This window comes from uncultured Methanobrevibacter sp. (assembly GCF_900314615.1).
GTDB lineage: Archaea > Methanobacteriota > Methanobacteria > Methanobacteriales > Methanobacteriaceae > Methanocatella.
On sequence record NZ_OMWA01000001.1, the window covers coordinates 1 to 20,427 of the forward strand.

Annotated in this window: 23 protein-coding genes and 1 pseudogene; 18 read left to right on the plus strand and 6 right to left on the minus strand. The window is 34.7% G+C overall.

Annotation, left to right across the window (positions count from 1 at the left end; all coding sequences use genetic code 11):
* From QZN33_RS00005 to QZN33_RS00070, 14 genes and pseudogenes are all read left to right on the plus strand, one after another.
* Positions 1-261: pseudogene (locus QZN33_RS00005) on the plus strand (uL13 family ribosomal protein); the annotation flags it as partial.
* Between the two features lie 18 nt (positions 262-279).
* A complete protein-coding gene (locus QZN33_RS00010) occupies positions 280-681 on the plus strand; it encodes a 30S ribosomal protein S9 (RefSeq protein ID WP_296787949.1) in 402 nt (133 codons plus the stop codon).
* 46 nt (positions 682-727) lie between these two features.
* Positions 728-1,024 carry a hypothetical protein gene (locus tag QZN33_RS00015; RefSeq protein ID WP_296787952.1) on the plus strand — a complete coding sequence of 99 codons (297 nt, stop codon included), beginning with the start codon at positions 728-730 and terminating at the stop codon, positions 1,022-1,024.
* Between the two features lie 54 nt (positions 1,025-1,078).
* A complete protein-coding gene (locus QZN33_RS00020) occupies positions 1,079-1,276 on the plus strand; it encodes a DNA-directed RNA polymerase subunit K (RefSeq protein ID WP_296787955.1) in 198 nt (65 codons plus the stop codon).
* 135 nt (positions 1,277-1,411) lie between these two features.
* Positions 1,412-2,656, plus strand: a complete 1,245-nt coding sequence (gene eno, locus QZN33_RS00025; RefSeq protein ID WP_296787957.1) for a phosphopyruvate hydratase — start codon at positions 1,412-1,414, stop codon at positions 2,654-2,656.
* 24 nt (positions 2,657-2,680) lie between these two features.
* A complete protein-coding gene (locus QZN33_RS00030; protein WP_296787960.1) occupies positions 2,681-2,875 on the plus strand; it encodes a 4Fe-4S dicluster domain-containing protein in 195 nt (64 codons plus the stop codon).
* Between the two features lie 22 nt (positions 2,876-2,897).
* On the plus strand, positions 2,898-3,497 hold the full coding sequence (gene rpsB, locus QZN33_RS00035) for a 30S ribosomal protein S2 (RefSeq protein ID WP_296787962.1): 600 nt from the start codon (positions 2,898-2,900) through the stop codon (positions 3,495-3,497).
* A 9-nt stretch (positions 3,498-3,506) separates the two neighbouring features.
* Positions 3,507-4,355, plus strand: a complete 849-nt coding sequence (gene amrB / locus QZN33_RS00040; RefSeq protein WP_296787964.1) for an AmmeMemoRadiSam system protein B — start codon at positions 3,507-3,509, stop codon at positions 4,353-4,355.
* Between the two features lie 9 nt (positions 4,356-4,364).
* Positions 4,365-5,327 carry a mevalonate kinase gene (gene mvk / locus QZN33_RS00045; protein WP_296787968.1) on the plus strand — a complete coding sequence of 321 codons (963 nt, stop codon included), beginning with the start codon at positions 4,365-4,367 and terminating at the stop codon, positions 5,325-5,327.
* Between the two features lie 4 nt (positions 5,328-5,331).
* Positions 5,332-6,132, plus strand: a complete 801-nt coding sequence (locus QZN33_RS00050) for an isopentenyl phosphate kinase (protein ID WP_296787970.1) — start codon at positions 5,332-5,334, stop codon at positions 6,130-6,132.
* Between the two features lie 4 nt (positions 6,133-6,136).
* A complete protein-coding gene (gene fni, locus QZN33_RS00055; RefSeq protein ID WP_296787972.1) occupies positions 6,137-7,183 on the plus strand; it encodes a type 2 isopentenyl-diphosphate Delta-isomerase in 1,047 nt (348 codons plus the stop codon).
* A gap of 3 nt (positions 7,184-7,186) precedes the next feature.
* Positions 7,187-8,530: an RNase J family beta-CASP ribonuclease gene (locus tag QZN33_RS00060; RefSeq protein WP_296787975.1), complete on the plus strand. Its 1,344-nt coding sequence runs from the start codon at positions 7,187-7,189 to the stop codon at positions 8,528-8,530.
* 11 nt (positions 8,531-8,541) lie between these two features.
* Positions 8,542-9,522, plus strand: coding sequence for a short chain isoprenyl diphosphate synthase IdsA (gene idsA, locus QZN33_RS00065; protein WP_296787978.1), 981 nt, complete (start codon positions 8,542-8,544; stop codon positions 9,520-9,522).
* A 369-nt stretch (positions 9,523-9,891) separates the two neighbouring features.
* Entirely contained in the window at positions 9,892-10,677 is a 786-nt protein-coding gene (locus QZN33_RS00070) for an ADP-ribosylglycohydrolase family protein (RefSeq protein ID WP_296787986.1), read from the plus strand.
* Here QZN33_RS00070 and QZN33_RS00075 read toward each other — a convergent pair.
* Positions 10,672-11,457: a TrmB family transcriptional regulator gene (locus tag QZN33_RS00075; protein WP_296787990.1), complete on the minus strand. Its 786-nt coding sequence runs from the start codon at positions 11,455-11,457 to the stop codon at positions 10,672-10,674. The genes QZN33_RS00070 and QZN33_RS00075 overlap by 6 nt on opposite strands.
* A 120-nt stretch (positions 11,458-11,577) precedes the next feature.
* Between QZN33_RS00075 and hcp the strand changes: the two genes are divergently transcribed.
* Positions 11,578-12,888, plus strand: a complete 1,311-nt coding sequence (gene hcp / locus QZN33_RS00080; protein WP_296787993.1) for a hydroxylamine reductase — start codon at positions 11,578-11,580, stop codon at positions 12,886-12,888.
* Positions 12,889-12,890: 2 nt separating this feature from the next.
* A complete protein-coding gene (locus tag QZN33_RS00085) occupies positions 12,891-13,217 on the plus strand; it encodes a cupin domain-containing protein (protein WP_296787996.1) in 327 nt (108 codons plus the stop codon).
* A gap of 61 nt (positions 13,218-13,278) precedes the next feature.
* On the opposite strand, the gene QZN33_RS00090 is transcribed toward QZN33_RS00085, so the two are convergent.
* The 4 genes from QZN33_RS00090 to QZN33_RS00105 are packed head-to-tail and all read right to left on the minus strand — an operon-like array spanning position 13,279 to position 16,333.
* Positions 13,279-14,052 (minus strand): PhzF family phenazine biosynthesis protein, encoded by a 774-nt coding sequence (locus QZN33_RS00090; protein WP_296787997.1) that lies wholly within the window; start codon positions 14,050-14,052, stop codon positions 13,279-13,281.
* Entirely contained in the window at positions 14,049-14,855 is an 807-nt protein-coding gene (locus tag QZN33_RS00095; RefSeq protein ID WP_296788002.1) for a class I SAM-dependent methyltransferase, read from the minus strand. Before QZN33_RS00095 ends, QZN33_RS00090 begins: the two co-directional genes overlap by 4 nt.
* Before the next feature lie 9 nt (positions 14,856-14,864).
* Complete coding sequence (locus QZN33_RS00100; protein WP_296788004.1) at positions 14,865-15,320, minus strand: GNAT family N-acetyltransferase; 456 nt, start codon at positions 15,318-15,320, stop codon at positions 14,865-14,867.
* Positions 15,317-16,333 (minus strand): aldo/keto reductase, encoded by a 1,017-nt coding sequence (locus tag QZN33_RS00105; RefSeq protein WP_342764125.1) that lies wholly within the window; start codon positions 16,331-16,333, stop codon positions 15,317-15,319. Before QZN33_RS00105 ends, QZN33_RS00100 begins: the two co-directional genes overlap by 4 nt.
* Before the next feature lie 94 nt (positions 16,334-16,427).
* On the opposite strand from QZN33_RS00105, the gene QZN33_RS00110 reads away from it, so the two are divergent.
* Both QZN33_RS00110 and QZN33_RS00115 read left to right on the plus strand, forming a co-directional pair.
* Positions 16,428-18,098: a glutamate--tRNA ligase gene (locus tag QZN33_RS00110; protein ID WP_296788008.1), complete on the plus strand. Its 1,671-nt coding sequence runs from the start codon at positions 16,428-16,430 to the stop codon at positions 18,096-18,098.
* 9 nt (positions 18,099-18,107) lie between these two features.
* Positions 18,108-18,581 carry a hypothetical protein gene (locus tag QZN33_RS00115; protein WP_296788009.1) on the plus strand — a complete coding sequence of 158 codons (474 nt, stop codon included), beginning with the start codon at positions 18,108-18,110 and terminating at the stop codon, positions 18,579-18,581.
* Between the two features lie 57 nt (positions 18,582-18,638).
* On the opposite strand, the gene QZN33_RS00120 is transcribed toward QZN33_RS00115, so the two are convergent.
* Positions 18,639-20,369 carry a hypothetical protein gene (locus QZN33_RS00120; RefSeq protein WP_296788011.1) on the minus strand — a complete coding sequence of 577 codons (1,731 nt, stop codon included), beginning with the start codon at positions 20,367-20,369 and terminating at the stop codon, positions 18,639-18,641.
* Between the last annotated feature and the right edge of the window lie 58 nt (positions 20,370-20,427).

Here is a 20,427-nt window from a genome sequence, read left to right on the forward strand (position 1 = left end):
GCAAGTATTTCCAACCCTCGTGACTTAGGTCCTAAATATCCTAGAAGACCAGATGATATATTTAGAAGAACTGTAAGAGGAATGTTACCTTTCAAAAAATCCAAAGGTAAAACTGCATACAAAGGATTAAAAGCTTTTGTTGGCGTACCTGCTGAATATGCAGATGCAGAACTCACTTCAGTTCCTGAAGCAGAATATAAAAATATTAAAAAAGGTATCGAATTAGGAGAAATCTCCAAACTTTTAGGAGCTACCTTTTAGATATATGGATGTGTGATTATGGTTAAAGTTATTCATACAAGTGGAAAACGTAAAACAGCTATCGCAAGGGGTACTGTTAGAGAAGGAACCGGTAAAGTAAGAATCAACAGAGTTCCTTTAGAACTTTATTCCCCAGAGCTTGCTAACTTAAAATTACAAGAACCATTAACTTTAGCTGGAGATTTAGCTAATGAAGTGGATATTAATATCCATGTTGTTGGTGGTGGAGTAATGGGTCAAGCTGAAGCTGCACGTATGGTTATTGCAAAAGGACTCGTACAATGGTCTCAAGATATGGATTTAAAAGAAAAATTCACTCAATATGACAGAACCATGTTAGTAGGTGACCCAAGACGTTCTGAACCTAAAAAATACGGTGGTCCTGGAGCAAGAGCACGTAAACAAAAAAGTTACAGATAAACTCTGTAATTTTAAATTTTATTTAAATTAAAAAAAGATGATATAAATGATTCCTATTAGATGCTTAAGTTGTGGAAAACCAGTTTCTTCTCATTTCGATGAGTATACAATAAGAATGATTGGTGGTAAACAGCTATTTCATGAATTAGAAGATCGTGATTTAGTTGGTGCCTTTATGGAACAATTAACTATTGAGAAAAAAGAAGCTAATGAAATTCTTTCTAACTTAGGATTACGTGGCAATTACTCTGGTGATAAATCTAAAGATGTTTTAGATGAATTAGGTTTAACCAGGTACTGTTGTAGAAGAATGTTAATTTCTCATGTTGAAACATGGGATTAACCGGTTTAGGGATTTTATATTTGAATATAATCTTGGTAAAATATATGCCTAAAAATGGAAGTAATATTCATGAATGTTGAAAAAAAATTAACAAGGTTTGAAAGGGCTAGACTTCTTGGAGCTAGAGCAATTCAAATATCCATGGGTGCCAGACCTTTAGTTGAAATAACTGACTCTCTTGACCCAATTGATATAGCTTATGAGGAGTTAAAAGCTGGAGTTTTACCATTAGATGTTATTAGAGATGAATAAATAGTTTATCTATTTATTCCCAAATTTATTTAAAAAAAATAAAAAATACCAACATAACTCTATAAAGAAACTTACTGATTTTTTAAAGAGTATAGATTATATGGTAATAAATTAATTGACACTGAGGTGTTTTTTTTGGATAGTATAATAGAAGATGTCCAAGTTCGTAAGATTTTGGATAGCAGAGGAAACCCAACTATTGAAGTAGATGTAGTTACTTGGAATGGTTTTGGTAGAGCTGCTGCACCAAGCGGGGCAAGTACCTGTTCTCGTGAAGTTGTATCTTTTCCAGATGGCGGAGTGGATGTAGTAGTCCGTGAAATGGAAGATTTTATAGCTTCAGAATTAATTGGTATGGATGCTAATGATATTAACACCATCGATGAAGTCTTAAAAGAGATTGATGGTACTGATAACTTAGCGGCTATTGGGGGAAATACTACTGTAGCTATTTCTATGGCCGTAGCTAAAGCCGCTGCACAATCTTATAACATGCCACTATACAAATACATTGGTGGTCACTTAGTTAATGAATTACCATTCCCTTTAGGAAATATGATGAATGGTGGTGCACATGCGGGCGTAAATGCACCTGATATCCAGGAATTTCTGGTAGTGCCTACTGGAGCTAATAGCGTTGTCGAAGCTGTTTTCGCAAATGCTAGTGTTCATAAAAGACTAAAAGAATTAATTCAGACTAAAGACTCTAACTTTACTGGTGGTAAAGGTGACGAAGGAGGATGGGTGCCTAACATAACCAATGATGCTGCTTTGGAAATTCAGGCTAAAGCATGTGAAGAGATTGGCGATGAATTAGGTATTGAGATTAGACCTTCTTTGGACATGGCAGCTTCTGAACTATGGAATGCAGATGAGCAGAAATACGTTTATGCTCAAGATGGTGTTAAAAGAGACACCGGCGATCAAATTGATTTCGTAAAAGATATTATCGATACTTATAATATGTTTTATGTAGAAGACCCATTTGATGAATCCGATTTCAATGGATTTTCTGAGTTAACCTCAAAAGTGGGTGAAAAATGTTTAATTTGTGGCGATGATTTATTTGTAACTAATAAGGAATTATTAGCTAAAGGAATCGAAACTAAAGCTGCAAATGCTATTATCATCAAGCCTAATCAGATTGGTTCATTATCTGAAACTTATGCTACTGTAAAACTGGCAAAAGAAAATGATATTATTCCTGTTGTATCACACAGGTCTGGTGAAACCACTGATGAGACTATTGCACATTTGGCTGTTGGTTTATCATGTCCAATGATTAAAACAGGAGCCATCGGCGGTGAAAGAATAGCAAAATTAAATGAACTTATTCGCATCGAAGAAGAACTTTTAAATCCACAGATGGGTAAATTTTAAGAAAAAATACATGGAGATTATACGATGTCAAAAGTAATACTTGATTACGATAAATGTGATGGTGCTGACTGTGCAGAATGTGCTGATGTTTGCCCAATGGAAGTTTTAGTACTCGAAGGAGATAAAATAGAAATTCACAATCCTGAAGACTGCAGTTATTGTGAAGTATGTATGGATGTATGTCCAAACGAATGTATTCAAATTGAAGATGAAGATTAAATTAGATAAAAGGTGATTATTAATGGCTAACGAACTTTTAATTGACTTAGATAATTATTTAGCAGCAGGTTTACATATCGGAACCCAACAAAAAACAAGTGATATGGAAAAATACATATTCAGAGTAAGATCTGATGGTTTATACGTTTTAGATATTCAAAAAACTGATGAAAGAATCAGACAAATTGCAAAACTTTTAGCAAAATACGACCCGGAAGATATTTTAGTAGTAGCTACCCGTCAATATGGTCAAGCTCCTGTTAAAAAATTCGGTGAAATTACCGGAGCAAAAACCATTCCTGGCAGATTCATCCCTGGTACTTTAACCAACCCAAATTATGCTAAATTTATCGAACCAAAAATTATTGTTGTAACTGACCCAAGATCAGACGCACAAGCAATTTTAGAATCCAAACAAAACGGTATTCCTGTTGTCGCATTATGTGATACTGAAAACTTACTCAGTTTTGTTGACATTGCTGTACCTGTAAACAACAAAGGTAGAAAAGCTATTGCATTAGTTTACTGGTTACTCGCTAGACAAATTTTAAGAGAAAGAGGAGATATTCCTGAAGACGGTGACTTAGATATAGAACCAACCGACTTTGAACTTAAATTCTAAATGATTTAAATGATTAGAAAACCTGCTGTTGCTGGAGCGTTTTATCCGGATAATCCTGATATTCTTAAAAAAACTATTGAGGATTGTTTTTTAGACAAAAGAGGTGTTGGTGAAATACCAACGCTTAATTCTTTTGATGGTCTAGATTATCCTTTAAACATTATGGTTCCGCATGCAGGTTATCAATATTCTGGTGCAATAGCCAGTCACGGCTATTGCAAATTAGTTCAAAATGGTTTTCCGGAAGTATTTATTATTCTAAGTCCTAATCACACTGGTTTGGGCAGTGAAGTTTCTGTTTTTAATGAAGGCGAATGGATTACTCCGTTAGGTAATATTGAAGTTGACGGGGAATTTGCAGATTCAATTATTTCACATTCAGATATTGCATCTGCAGATTTCATGGCTCACATTCGTGAACACAGCATTGAAGTTCAGCTGCCTTTCCTACAGTATTTTTCAAATGATTTTAAAATAGTTCCAATTACTATGGGATCCCAGTCATTTTCCGCTTCAAGCGATTTGGCAAAGGCAATTTTTGATGCTGCAAATGAATTGAACAAGTCTTATGCAGTTATTGCAAGCACTGATTTATCCCATTTTAACAATCAGGAAAAAGCTAATAAAGTGGATAACTTTGTTCTGGAAGATATTGGAGAGATGAATGAATTCAAACTCTTTGAAGAAGTTGTTCAGTATAACATTACCATGTGTGGTTACGGTCCGGTAATTACAACCATTTATCTTTCAAAAATGTCAGATAAAAACAGTTGTGATATATTGTCCTATGGGACAAGTGGAGATGTTACCGGAGACTTTACTTCTGTTGTCGGGTATGCTTCAGGTATTTTTAAATAAGGTGTGCATATGATAGCAAAGGCCTCAGCTCCTGCAAAAGCAATATTATTTGGTGAACATTCAGTTGTTTATGATGAACCTGCTATTGCCGGTGCTGTTAATAAAAGAGCTTACATTACAGTTAAGGAATCTCAATGCGATAAATCTATTTTTAGAGCACCTAATATTAATTTTGAAGCGGAATTACTTACCCGAGAAAAGAAATATATTTTAAGAAAAGGAAAACCAGGTATTATTCGATATATTTTGGAATCTCTTTATAGAGTTCACGACCACACTCCAATAGACATTACCCTAAATTCCAACGTACCTATCGGCTCAGGATTAGGGTCATCTGCTGCAGTTACAGTAGCTACTCTGGCAGCATTATACCGATATCACAATATTCGTTTTAACAAAAAATCTTTAGCTCATGATGCTCACATGGTTGAACAGGCAGTTCAGGGAGTTGCAAGTCCTTTGGATACTTTAGTATCTACCTATGGTGGCCTTGTATATTTATCCAGAAATAAGCAGGTTGAGCATTTCAATGTTAATTTTAATGTTCCGTTTGTTGTTGGTTTTACCACAAAACACGGAAACACAGGAAAAATGGTTAAAGATGTAAGATCTCTTAAAAATAGAAATCCTAAAATCATTAATCCAGTAATATCCTCAATGGGTAATTTGACCAATTATGCAAAGCAGGCTATTTTAAAAAGAGACTTTAATAAAGTTGGGGAATTGATGAATATTAATCATGGATTTTTAGATGTTTTAGGAGTTAATACTTTAGAATTATCTAGAATGGTTTATAATGCAAGGGAAGCTGGAGCTATAGGTTCAAAAACTACTGGTGCCGGTGGAGGAGGCAGTATTATTGCTCTTTGCCCTGGAAAAGTGGAACAAGTGGCAGAAGCTATTAATCGTGATGATAATGTTTTAAAAATCCGTTTCACACGTAAAGGAGTTTCTTCAAGGGTGTACAAGTGATTTTATGATTATTTTAAAAATTGGTGGCAGTATTTTAACAAATAAAGACTCATCAAAAAGTGAAGTTGATGAGGAATCTTTGAAAAGAATTGCATCCGAAATCAAATCTTCTCTTGATAATGAAAATAAAGAATTGATTATTGTACACGGTGCAGGTTCTTTTGGACATCCTCCTGCCAAACAATACAGAATCGGTGAAAAGTTTGCAGAAGATGAATATCCTGAAAAAAGAATTGGTTTCAGTAAAACTCAAAATGCCGTTAAAAAATTAAACATGCTAATTTGTGAAGCTTTCATTGATGAAGGTTTGCCTGTTGTTGCAATTCCAGCATCAAGTTTTATGAGCGCTGCAAATAAGAGGATTACTGAAGGAAATCTGGATTATTTCAGTAAATATTTAAGTAAAGGATTTATTCCTGTCATTTATGGTGATGTTGTTTTAGATTCTGAGCTGGAAATATGTGTAATTTCCGGAGACCAGTTAATACAATATCTTGCAAGGAATCTCAATCCGACTCAGGTGATTCTTGGGACTGATGTCGATGGAGTTTACAATAAAAATCCTAAAACTCATGATGATGCAATATTTTTTGAGAAATTCTCCTCACTTGAAGATCTGGATACATTAGAAGGAACAACCAATGTGGATGTTACTGGTGGAATGGTTGGTAAAATTAAAGAACTTTTATATTTAGCTGATTTAGGAATTGAATCTAAAATAATAAATGCTGAAGTTAAAGATAATATTTTCAAAGTATTGGAAAATGAAGACGTTAAAGGAACTGTAATTTCAAGGGGAAATTAAAAGTATGATTTCAGATAGAAAATTAGAGCATTTATTAATTTGTGAAAATTATGATGTGGAGTTTAAGAATAAGACTACAGGTTTTGAAGACATTGAACTGATTCATAATGTCCTGCCTGAAATTGATAAAAATGAAATAGATTTATCAACTTCTGTTTTTGGTAAAAAATTAAACTCCCCTTTATTTATTACTGCAATTACTGGAGGACACCCTGCAGCAAAACCTATCAATAAGGAATTGGCAATTGCAGCTGAAAGCAATAATATTGCTTTGGGAGTTGGTTCCCAAAGGGCTGCATGTGAACATCCTGAACTTGAAGATACTTATACTGTTGTTCGTGAAAATGCACCTGACTGTTTACTGGTTGGTAATATTGGTGCTCCTCAACTTAATTTGGCTGAAAAAGCTGTTGAAATATTGGATGCAGATATTTTAGCAATTCATTTAAACCCTCTTCAGGAATCAATTCAACCTGAAGGTGACTTGGATGCTAGAGGTTATACTAATTTAATTAATCAGATTACAGAATCTGTAGATATTCCTGTTCTGGCAAAGGAAACCGGCTGTGGAATTTCTGGAGAATCTGCAAAAACTTTAGTTGATGCAGGTGTTGATTTTATTGACATTGAAGGTGCCGGCGGAACAAGCTGGGCGGCTGTTGAAACATACCGTGCTGAAGACAAACATTTCGGAGAAATATTCTGGGATTGGGGAATTCCTACTGCTATCAGTACTGTTGAAGTAACCAATGCAGTTGATGTTCCTGTCATATCCTCCGGTGGTATAAGGAATGGTCTTGAAGCAGCTAAAGCTATTGCTCTTGGAGCAGATGCTGTTGGAATGGCTTTACCTTTCCTTAAAAATTGTACATCACAGGATCAACTTAACGAATTTATTCACAGATTTAATGATTCTTTAAGGATTGCAATGTTCTTAGTGGGGGCTAAAAATATAGAAGAATTAAAACAAAGCAATCTTGTTATACATGGAAAAACAAGGGAGTGGCTCAATGAAAGAGGAATTAACACTAAAAATTATTCAAGGAGATAAACAATGAGCGTAGAAGTAATCGCTATAGGCGGATATCAAGAAGTCGGGAAGAACATGACTGCGATTCGCATTGGTGAAGATGTTGTAATCTTCGATATGGGAATCCATCTTGATAGGATTAGTATGCATGAAGATACTGATATTGATAGGATGCATAGCCTAGATTTAATTGAAAGAGGAGTTATTCCGGACGATACATTAATGAAAGATGTTGACGGTAAAGTTAAAGGAATAGTTTTCTCTCACGGTCACTTAGACCATATTGGTGCAGTTGCTAAATTGGCACACAGGTATGACGCACCGTTAATTGGAACACCATATACCGCAGCTTTAATTGAAAAACAAATTAAAGGCGAACGTAAATTCAAAGTAACAAATCCAATCAGACCTTTGAATCCTGGAAGCAAACTAAAATTATCTAAAGACATTACTTTGGAATTTGTTCAATCAACACACAGTATTCCTCAAGCGGTATTTCCAGTATTGCATACTCCGGAAGGAGTTATCGTTTATGCATTGGATTTTAAATTTGATAACCATCAGAAAGTTTCTCCACCGCCGGATTATAAAAGATTAAGGGAACTTGGAAGGAAAGGAGTTCTTGCTTTAATTGTGGAGACAACTAACGCTAAAAATTATAATGAAGTTAAAACTCATTCAGAAAGAATTGCAAGAAATATTTTAGAAGATGTAATGAAAGGACCTCTTCAAGAAAAGACCGGTATGATTGTTACCACATTTTCATCTCATGTTGAAAGGGTTCAGGCTATCGCAGACATTGCTAAAAAAAGCCATAGGGAAATATTTTTCCTTGGAAGGTCTATGGAACGTTTCTGCGGAATCGCACAAAAATTAGGAATTTTAAAGTTACCTAAGAATGCCAGCATCTATGGCTCTCCTAAAGCTGTAAATAAAGCTTTAATGAAAGCTGATGAAGATAGGGCAAACTATTTGCTTGTTACTACAGGTCACCAGGGTGAACCTGATGCACTGCTTCCAAGAATAGCAAACGGCAGAACTCCATTCAACATTAAAAAAGGAGATAACGTAATCATATCTGCACCTATTATTCCGAATCCAACCAATGCTGCAAACAGGCACATTATGGAAAGGAGATTGAAATTAAAAGGTGCAAGAATTTATCCGAATGCTCATGTTTCCGGTCACGCTGGAAGAGAAGACCACAGGGAATTCTTACGTATGTTAAAACCACAACATATTATTCCAGCTCACGGAGATTTATCAATGCTTGCAGCTTATGCTGAACTTGCTGAAGAAGAAGGATACAGAATAGGATATGATATTCATATTTTAAGAAATGCTCAGGCACAAGTTTTCAAAGGTTAAGAGGGATAAAAATGAGTGATGTAAAAGAAGTACTTGGTAATTATTCAACTGATATTACAAAAACAATTGAGGAAGAATTGGCTATTATTACTCCGGATAATCTTGCAGAAGCATCAGTTTATCTTACAAGAGCCGGTGGAAAAATGCTAAGGCCGGCTTTAACATTAATTACTGCTGAAGCTGTCGGGGGAAAACGTGAATCTGCACTAAAATCTGCAGCAGCTATTGAATTAATCCATACATTTTCACTTATCCATGATGATATCATGGATCAGGATGATATGAGAAGAGGAATGCCTTCTGTTCATAAAGTATGGGGTGAAGATGTTGCAATCCTTGCAGGAGATACCTTATTTTCAAAAGCTTTTGAAATTATCATTGGCAGTGAAGGAACCAGTTCAGATCAGAATAACAGGGCATTGGCCACCGTTGCAGATGCATGTGTAAAAATCTGTGAAGGTCAGGCTTTGGATATGGGTTTTGAAGAAAGATTTGATGTATCTGAAGATGAATATATGGAAATGATTTTCAAAAAAACTGGTGCATTAATTGCAGCTGCCACAAAAGCCGGAGCTATAATGGGTGGAGCATCTGACGAAGTTATTGATGCAATGTATGAGTATGGCCGTTTGATTGGTCTTGCTTTCCAGATTCAGGATGACTATCTTGACCTTGCTTCTGATGAAGAAACATTAGGTAAACCTATTGGTTCCGATATCGGCAAAGGCAAAATGACCATTATTGCAATAAGAGGTTTGGACAGTGACGATTCCGGAAGATTGCTTGAAATATTAAAAGCTGATGAAAATTCACAAGATGAGATAGATGAAGCAATTGGAATTTTAACAAATTGTGGTGCAATTGAATATGCTCGCAATTTGGCATTAGAATCTGTCGATAAAGCTAAAGAAGTACTTGAAATATTGCCTGATTCTTCAAGTAAACAGGTACTTTGTGACATTGCAGATTTTGTTCTTGAGAGAAAAGCTTAAATTCTCTCACTTTTTTTAATTATTTTCAAAAACAGTTATGATTCCGGATGTTTCCGGAATCACTTTTTGTATATACAACCTTTTTATATGTTAGTTTTGGCTTCGATTTGAAATTTCTATGTTTAGTAACAATAGTATATGAATTATTCAAGGAAGTGTTCTATGAATGTTTTCCAGATATTTATGATAGAAATTTCCGTGTTTGTGATAATACTTCGTATTATCGAATAGAATTATATTTAAAGTGATATATATCTTTTTTCTTTGAAATTAAAACAATTTTACTCAACCATATCAATTTTACTTGGTTGCGACAATTTCACTAAGAGGTGGCAAAACTTATTAACTTGTTATACACAGTATATTATTATGAAAGGAATTATCGGTGCTATAAGCGGAGACATTATCGGATCAACTAGGGAATTTAATTCAATAAAGACAAAAGATTTCAATTTATTTACAAGAAATTCTGTTTTTACAGATGATACTGTCATGACATTGGCCATTGCAAAATGGTTGTGTGAAGATAAGACTTCAAAGTATGTTTTAATTAAAAACCTGAAGATTTTCGGAAATAAATATCCTAATGCAGGATACGGCGGGATGTTTAGAAACTGGCTGGCTCAGCAATCACCTGAACCTTATGGGAGCTGGGCAAACGGTTCTGCAATGAGGGTATCACCATGTGCATGGGTCGCAGATTCTTTGGAGGAATCTCAAAGATTGGCTGAAATGTCTGCAGCAGTTACACATAATCATTCAGAGGGAATAAAAGGAGCTCTTGCAACCTCTGATGCAGTATATCTTGCAAGAATAGGTGCAGACAAAGAGGAAATCAGAGAACATGTTGAAGTTAGATATGACTATGATTTGTCTCGAAGTGTTGAGGAGATAAGGCCGTCATATTCATTTGACGTTTCATGTGCAGGCAGCGTTCCGGAGTCAATTATATGCTTTTTGGATGGAAATGATTTTGAAGATACAATCAGAAATGCTGTTTCTTTAGGTGGTGATGCTGATACTCAGGCAGCTATTGCAGGCTCAATTGCCGGTGCTTATTGGGATGTTCCTAAAAATATTGCATTTAACTCAATCCATCGTCTTGACTATCGTTTGCTGAATGTTTTCATTGATTTTGAAGAAAAATTCTTATGATTTTTTCTTCTTCTGTTTGTTTTTAATCTTTTTAAGCTGGTTTAAAAACCTCTCATCATAATTTTTAGCTATATCTTCGTATTTGTTCCAGATTCCGATAGCAGTTTCGGGAATAACATTTCGTTTGTCTTCACTGAATTTGGTATATGTGTGCATCATTTCTTTTGAATCGGAAATAATCAGTTTTACAAATGGAATGTCTGCTTTTTGAATTGGAATGTCTGCATCTTTAAATAAAGATATTATGTCGAATTCCTCATCGTTAATGTAGCAGAGAGGTGAAGCTAAAATATTCACTCTTAAATCAGATCTGTTTTTAAGTGCTTCAACTAATGCTTCTCCTTCACCCTCAAAGAGAAATCCTATTCTCATGTTAATTGAATTTTTAGCTCTTTTGATGATTTCCAGTTCCTGTGCAATTATCTTTTCAACACCATATATTCTCCAGATTGGTGCTTGTACCTGGCTCATACCGTTTTCATAAACATAGGTGAGTCTTGTTATTGTATCGTCGATTTCTGAATTCAATCTTTCTTTTTCACGTGTGAGAACTTCCACAGGTGATTTTACATTGTATGTAAGGGGTCTTCCGTCTTCGACTTCAATGTAATTTTTTTTGGCAAGTTCCTTCAGGACATCATAAATTTTACTTCTTGGGATGCCTGATTTTTCTGATATTTCAGTTGCTGTAGATGATATTAATGAAGTCAGGGTTACATATGCCTGAGCTTCATACATTGTAAGCCCTATTCCTTTTAGTGTAACTATATTCTCGTCCATGATTATATTATTATTCTGATTGTATATAAATTTGTAACTTTTACCCCTTAAAAAGTGACAAAATCTTTATATACTTTTCAAATCAATTTAAGAATATAACTATTTAAAGAGGTATTTATTATGGCAGAAAACGGCTTAGATATGTTTTGTTATCAATGTTCCCAAACTGCTAAAGGTACTGGATGTACTGTTAGTGGAGTTTGCGGTAAAAAACCAACTGTAGCAAGATTACAGGATAATTTAATCTTTACTATGAAAGGAATTAGTGCATACAACTACAATGCAAATGCTTTAGGAAAATTCAACCCTGAAATTGATGCATTTTTAACCAAAGGATTATACACTACATTAACAAATGTCAACTTTGACGTTCAGGATTTAGTGGCACTAGCTTTAGAAGCAGGTAAAGTCAGTGTAGATGTAATGAGATTACTCAAAGACGCTCACATTGAAGCTTACGGTGAACCACAACCTGTAGAAGTTAAAGTCGGAGCACAAGAAGGGCCGGCTATCATTGTAACAGGTCACGACTTAAAAGCATTAGAAGAATTATTAAAACAAGTAGAAGGAACAGACATTAAAGTTTACACTCACTCAGAAATGTTACCAGCTCACGGATACCCTGGCTTAAACAAATACGAAAACTTAGCAGGACAGTTAGGTGGAGCATGGCACGATCAAAGAACAGTCTTTAAAAAATACAATGCAGCAATTGTCGGAACCAGTAACTGTGTCTTACCTGCACTTGATGCATACAAAGAAAGAATGTTCACTATGGATGTAGCAAAACTTGAAGGAGTTAAAACAGTAGAAGATTATGATTTCTCAGAAGTAATTGAATGCGCTAAATCTTTAGGCGGATTAGAAGCTGAAGAATTAACCACAATTACTACCGGATGGAGTGCAGGAGCTATTGTAGAACACGCTGATGCAATCAAAAAACTGGTTGAAGAAGGTAAAATCAGAAGATTCTTTGTAGTCGGAGGATGTGACAAAGCAGCAAAACACAACGACTACTACAGAGAATTCGTACAGAACTTACCTCAAGACACTGTAATTTTAACATTAGCATGCGGTAAATACAAATTCAATGACCTGGATTTAGGAGACATTGAAGGAATTCCAAGATTACTCGATGTAGGTCAATGTAACGATACTATTGTTGCAGTTGATGTAGCATTAGCATTATGTGACTTATTTGACATGGAATTAAATGAATTGCCATTAACTATTGTTCTTTCATGGATGGAACAAAAAGCAGCTGCAGTTCTCTGGGCATTATTATACCTTGGAAAAACTGACATGTGGCTTGGACCTGTGCTTCCTGCATGGTGTAATGATGATATCATAAGTGTTTTAGTCGAAAACTACAACTTAACTCCTACTACTGGTGATGCTATAGCAGATATCAAAACCATTATGGGGGAATAAGTATGGAAGATTTAAAGTCAAAAGCATTAGATATTGAAAACTTAGTCAAATACGAAAAGGACAGTGTTGTCAGTCGTGAAGTAATTAAAAAGGAGCTCGGAACAGTAACATTTTTTGCCTTTGATCAAGGTCAGGGACTGTCCGAGCACTCAGCTCCTTTTGATGCAATGGTTCAAATTATTGATGGGGAAGCCGAAATTACAATTTCTGGTGTGAAAAACACAGTAAAAAAAGGCGAAATTATCATTATGCCTGCCAATGAACCTCATGCGCTTCAGGCTGTAAACTCTCCATATAAAATGATTCTGACCATGATTAAATCTGATTAGATTCATTTTATTTTCTTTTTTTTCAATCATTTAAACTCCAAAAATGTATTTTGTGTTTAACTTAAATTTGCAGTTCACTAATGCTGAACAATACTGCTTTGCCTGCAAGAAATACTCTATCTTCACTCATCTGACAATATAATATTCCACTTCTTTTTGATGCTTGTAAAGCAGTAATTTCATTTTTTCCTAATCTTTTAGCCCAGTATGGTGCGATGTGACAATGTCCTGAACCGCACACTGGGTCTTCAGGAATGTTTAATTTAGGTGCAAAAGACCTTGAAATACAATCATATTTGCTGTCTGGGGCGGTGATATGGACCAAAAGCCCATCAAGTTTTTCAATCTTTTCCAAATCAGGTTTAAAATTGATAATGTCTTCTGATTTTTCAAAAACACATAACAAGTCTCTTGATTTGTAAACCTCTTCTGGTTTAACTCCCAGTGCATCTGTAATCCTATCGGTAATTTCAATAGGTTTTAGTTCATATGATGGAAATTCCATTTCATACAGTTTATTTTTCTTTTTAACTGTTAAATTAACATTATCTTGAGTTTTAAATTTAACTTCATCTGTTTTTTCATAAAAATTAAGTATTACAAAGGCGGTTGCAAGTGTGGCATGTCCGCAGAGGTCAACTTCTCCTCCTGGTGTGAACCAGCGGATTTCATAGCAGTCATTATTTTTAACAGCAAATGCAGTTTCTGAGAGATTGTTTTCGATAGCAATATTCTGCATCAGCTCTTCTGAAATCCAATTTTCCAAAATGCAGACTGCTGCAGGATTTCCTTTAAAAACTTCGTCTGTAAACGCATCAACTGTGTACTGCTTCATTTTTTCCACCAGATCATTATCCAGTCCGCTTTGTCCTTAACGTTAAAGTACTTGCCGTCTTCATAGGTTAAAATTCTTTCCAGATATTCTTTCAGCATCTCTTTTTGCTCATCTGTGTAGATGTCCAGCCTGAACTTTCCGTTATCCATAGCTTCTTCAATGCTTTTGTATTCTCTGTAATTGTTCAGGTCAAATCTTTCAATGTTTGCATAGATTCCCATATTGAAAAGTATGTTGAAGAAATAATTATAATCGGGGAAATTTTCTGTTTTTATTCCAAGTTCCTCATCAAAATCCTTTTCTATCTTCTTGTTTTCAGGTCCGAAAATTGTTATGAAGACATATTTATTTGCAATCTGGTTCAATTCATTTAGAACTTCTTCAATAGGCATGATTCCATTTAGAGACCTTGAACAGACTACAACATCAGCATCTCCAATTTCTGAGTATTTTATCTCTTCAATAGGTTTTAAAATTGTTTCAATATTGTCAACGTTATTGTCTCTGGCTCTTTTTTCAAGATATTCCAGCATTTTTGGGGATGAATCAAGTCCTATAACTTTTTTAACTCTTTTGGCTATTGGTAGTGTTACAGAGCCTTCTCCACATCCAACATCCAGAACGGTGTCATTTTTATCCAATATTAATTTATCAAATAATGCGGTCTGATAGTCGTCGTTTCTAGTTCTTTTATAAAATCCCGGAGCAGCTTTATCCCAGTCTTTATCAATTTTGTTTTCAAGTTTTTCAGCCCAGAATCCTGCCCAGTCAACATCATTCGGATTTTCAATGCATTGTTTCATTATATCACCTTAAAATTCTTTTTTCATACATACAACCGTTTCATCATCCTTAAACTGGCCAAATTTTGGAATCTGTCTGTAATTAAGTTTCTCATATAATCTGATTGCGGCAGTGTTGTTTTTGCCAGTTACAATATATGAATATCGGTAATTGTTTTTAACGGCATGCTTTTCAAGCTTTTTAATAAGATTAAATGCAATACCTCTTTTTCTGTATTGTTTTTTCACGTAAACTCGTTTAAATTCCACAATATCATCACTGCACTGCCTGTAGCTGGCACATGCTACTGGATTGTCTGAATCTAAAAGAATTATCACTACATGGGGTTTTGTAAAATCATTATACTGTTTATATCTGTCCAGTTCATCGCCGATGCGCTTGTAATATCCGCTGTCCAATTCTTCAACAAGCCTGTGAAATCGCACATCTTTTTCATCAGTTAAAATAGTTTCAATCTTATTCATGTCTTTGTTTTGCCGGATAGGATGTTTTTATAGTCTTCGTAGTTTTCTTTTAGAAGTCTTGGAATATCCAGTTCATAAGGGCATTTGTCAACACATGCATAGCATTCTATACAGTTTTCTGTTTCCGCCATTGTCTTTTGCCATTCTTCGCTCAGGTGAGGTTCGGTCGGAAATCTTCTAACCCAAAGAGACATTCTGGCGCATGTACTGATTTTGATTCCTTCAGGACAGGGCATGCAGTAACCGCAGCCTCTGCAGAAGTCCACTCCTAATTCTTCTTTATCCTTTTCGATTTCTGATTTTAAATCATCATCCAGAACGGTATTTTCATCGTATGATAAAAATTCATTAAGTTCAGAGATTTTTTGAATTCCCCAGATTGGCAATACATTATCGAACTGGTTTAAGAATGCAAAACTGGCTTCGGAATTGGTAATTAATCCCCCTCCCATTGCTTTCATAGCAATAAAACCGACATCATATTCTTCACATTTTTTAACAAGTTCTATTTCTTCATCTCCGCTTAAATATGAGAACGGATACTGCAGGGTTTCATAAAGTCCGCTTTCAACAGCTTCATGGGCAAATGTAATTTTATGTGTAGTAATTCCAATGTGTTTGACCATTCCTTTTTCTTTTGCTTCAAGCATTGCCTGATATACTTCATCATTTTCGCCAGGAACAAATGAAATGTTATGGAATTGATATAAATCCAAATAGTCTGTTTTCAAACTTTTAAGTGAAGTTTCAAGATCGCTCCAAAATACTTCTGGTGTTTCAGCTGCAGTTTTACTTGCAAGCAGTAAATTTTCACGAGGTATATCTTCAAAAGCATTTCCCATCTTCTCTTCACTGTCAGTGTAAAAATGAGCAGTATCATAGAAGTTTATTCCGTTTTCATATGCTTTTTTAAGTATTTCCACTGCTAGGGGCATATCGCATCTTTGAATTGGAAGTGCTCCAAATCCATTTTTATTTACTTCAAGATTAGTTTTTCCAAGCCTCATTTTCATTTCAACCCGTTGTATTCTTAATGTTTATATATCTTCAATTAAATAAATAATATTACTTATTTTTTTAATTGAATTATTAAATTGTGATGATTAAATGAATGATTTAGAAGAAATTATCTATAAACATGCTTTACTCAATGCAGCTAAACATAAAGGATCTGCAAATCCTGGTGCTGTAATGGGTTCAATAATGGCTAATGAACCTGAACTCAGAAGCAAAGCAAAAGAAATCGGTCCGATGTCAGGTAAAATTGTAGCAAAAGTTAATGCGTTAACACCTGAAGAGCAAGCATCTGAAATGGAAAAATACGGCGTTGAAGTTGAAGATAAAAAACCAAAAGCCAAAGAAGTGGGACTTCAGGAACTTCCTGGAACTCATGAAAATATTGTTTTAAGATTTGCTCCTAATCCTAGCGGTCCGCTACATATCGGACACTCAAGAGCAGCAGTTCCAAATGCTGAATATGTAAAAAGACATAACGGTAAATTAATATTGAGAATTGAAGATACAGACCCGAAAAGAGTATTTGAACCTGCTTATGAAATGATTCCTGAAGATTTGGAATGGCTGGGAATCAAACCTGATGAAATAATTTATCAGTCTGACAGATTTGAAATTTATTATGATTACGCTCGCCAGTTAATTGAAAAAGGCGCAGCTTACATGTGTACCTGCGACGGTGCTACATTCAAGGAACTTAAAGATAACTGCAAACCATGCCCATGTCGTGACAATAGCGTTGAAGAAAACCTTGAGCTATGGGATAAATTTGATAAAATGGAAGCCGGTGAGGCAGTACTTAGAGTAAAAACTGATATTGCACATAAAAATCCTGCAATTCGTGACTGGGTTGCAATGAGACTGGTTGATGAAGAACATCCTCGTCTGGGTACAAAATACAGAATATATCCTATGATGAACTTCTCAGTTGCATTAGATGACCATTTAATGGGCTTGACTCATGTACTGAGAGGAAAAGACCATCTGGCAAATACTGAAAAACAGAAATACCTCTACGACCATATGGGATGGGATGTGCCTGAATATATCCATTACGGTAGATTAAAAATGGAAGACATTGCGTTAAGTACCTCAAAAGCTAAAGAAGGAATAGAAAATGGTACTTACAGCGGATGGGATGATCCAAGACTTGGAACCTTAAGGGCTATCGCAAGACGTGGAATCAACCCGAAAACAATCTATGATTTAATCACCGAGATGGGAGTTAAAATGGCAGATTCAGCTATAAGCTGGAAAAAGATTTACGGACTTAACCGTAATTTCATGGAACCTGTTGCCAACAGATACTTCTTCTGTGAAAATCCTGTAAAAATCACAGTTGAAGGTTATGGCGATGGTCCGGTCGATATAGAAAGGCCACTTCATGCAGACCACATGGACAGAGGTAACAGAATCCTGCCGTTTGATGGAGCAGCTTATTTGGCTGAAAATGACATCAACGACGGAATTGCAAGATTAATGGATGCTGTTAATGTTAACATTAACGGTGATGAAATTACTTATCATTCCACTTCTTTTGAAGAAGCCCGTGAAGTTAAAGCCAAAATCATCCAGTGGGTGCCTGTAAATGACAATGTCAACGTTAAAATTGTAATGCCTGACGCATCAACCAAGACCGGTCTTGGTGAAGCTGCTTTAAGTAATCTTGAAGTCGGAGATGTAGTTCAATTTGAAAGAGTAGGATTTGCACGTCTTGATGAAATCACAGATGACGAGTTAATATTCTACTATGCACATAAATAAGGTGATTTTGTGACTTTATTTTCCAATGGATTCGCAACTCTTCAGATGCCTGAAGATTTTGAAGCAGTTGCTACAAAAGATGAATTTAATGACATGTATCTGGTAAATACTAAAATACCAATGTCAATTAAGTTTTCAACTACTCCTACTTTAGTAGGACTTCCTGCTATTAAGGAAGATATTGAAAATAATATTAAAACAAACGATAAAATCAATTTGATAACTTCCGATTTTATAGCTATCAATGACGATATTTACTATATGATTGTCTCTTCATTTTCCGATGGTGAAAATGAGATTCGCAGAAACGAATTTTTATATGTTGAAGACAGTAACTTGTATATTTTTGAATATACTTATCCTTATGCTGATAGGGAATTGGATGATTTTTATTTAAATGTTATCCGTTCTTTAAAAATTATTGTTCCAAAATATATTGTTGAAAATGGTAGTTATAAATTGAATAAAGAAGAATCTCAATGATTTTTCTTTTAATCTCTTTTTTTTAAAAAATAGTGTGGTGTTTGGTAAAAAAGATATTTAGTATATCTTTTTCACGTCTTCAGGTTTAATTTTAATGTCTTTTCTTCTGTATCTTACAGAGATTTCATCACCGTTGATTGCATAAACCTGACTGGAATAAGTTTCTCCGTCATGTTTGAATATGATTTCATCTCCTTTTTTAAGAACCTCTTCTGAATTGTTGATTTGTATTTTAATGTTGTCTCTTGATGGTTTTGATTTAATCACATTGGTTTTTGGCTCAGCAACTTCAATTTTAGGAGCTGGGCTATTATGTGATTCAAATAATTTACGGGTATTTTCCTGTCTTATTGCTTCATCATAATCAGGTTCGTAATATTCTCCGAATTCATCATGAGTTTCATTGATGATTGGTGCATATTCATCTTCGTATTCGTTAACGTTTCTGATGTAGTTTTCTTCTAAATCAGCAATAGGATCAACTTCAGGCTCATGTTCTGGTCTTAATCTTTCTTTAACATCTTGGAAAAGTTTTGAACCTCTGATTGTATTTTTAATTTTATTTAAATCATTTCTGTAATCTAATTCATTGGCAGTTTCATCTTTAAACAGATTGGAATCATCTATTGGTGAGCCGAAGTTATCTTCACTTTCACCCACTTTTGTTGGTGTTTTAAGTGTTGGTTCTTTTATTTCTTCTTCAACACTTTCTTCCTGTGAATTTAATAAAGCATCAGTGATGTCATGGCTTTCTGAAATTTCTTCGATTTCTTTTTCTTCAACTTCCTGTGAAGCTGTAGTTATGGCTTCTTCAATGTCTTTTGGTGAAGCAACGGACGGTACTTCAGGTTTATTTTCACTTTCAGAAGCTTCTTCTTTAATAACATCTTCAATAGTTTCAACATCCAGAACCTCTTGAACGCTCTCTTCTTTAGGTTCTTCAGTTAATGCGTCTGCAATAGTTTCCTCTTTTGGTTTTTTAGTTATTGTGTCTGGGATTGTTTGTTCTTTTACTTCAGGAGTTACTGTTTTCTCTGAAGGTTCTGATTTTTCTTCACTTTCCTCAGAAATAATGTTTTCAATAGTCTCTGCTTGAGGTTTTTCATCTTCAATTACGTTTTCTATATTATTAACTTCTTCAGCATTATCAGGTTCTGATTCTTCGAGTATTTTTCCGATTTCCTCGTCAGCTAGAATTTCTTCGATGAGTTTATCTTCAATTTCCTCATTTTCTTTTCTTTTTCTAATGCTTTCTTTAAGTTCGTTTAACTCTTCATCTTCTTCATTGTTAATTCTCTGAGCTTCTTTTTCTCTTTCACTATCTTTTCTTTTAGATTCTTTGATTAATTCATCAATGGTAAATAAGTCTTTTAATTCGTGTTTTTCATTGTTGTCTTGAGTCATAATTTCTACCTGGTATTCTTTCATTGGTTCTTGAGTTTTCTTAATTTGATTTTCATAATTAATAAGTATCTGATTTTGAGATTCGTATTCGATATTTTTATAGTTGTTTTCTTCAACTTCTGTAATCGGATTATAATCTTCAATAACTTCTATTGAGTTAGGATCAGCCACATTCTCTTGAAATTGTTGGGAATAACTGGTGGAATGTTGTTGAGATGTATCCTCTGACCGGTTTGGCATTAAATTGTTAATAGATTCTTTAGAAAGAATTGGTTTTTCATCTTTTTCTAATTCTGCACCTCTATAATGTAATTTAACCAGTATGATGGCAATTACACCAATAATAAAAATTGTAATCCATAGTATAATTGTAGTTCCGTTCATTTTTCCCAACTTTTAAATTTAATTTATAGTATAATATATTATGTAAAATGCTTAATTT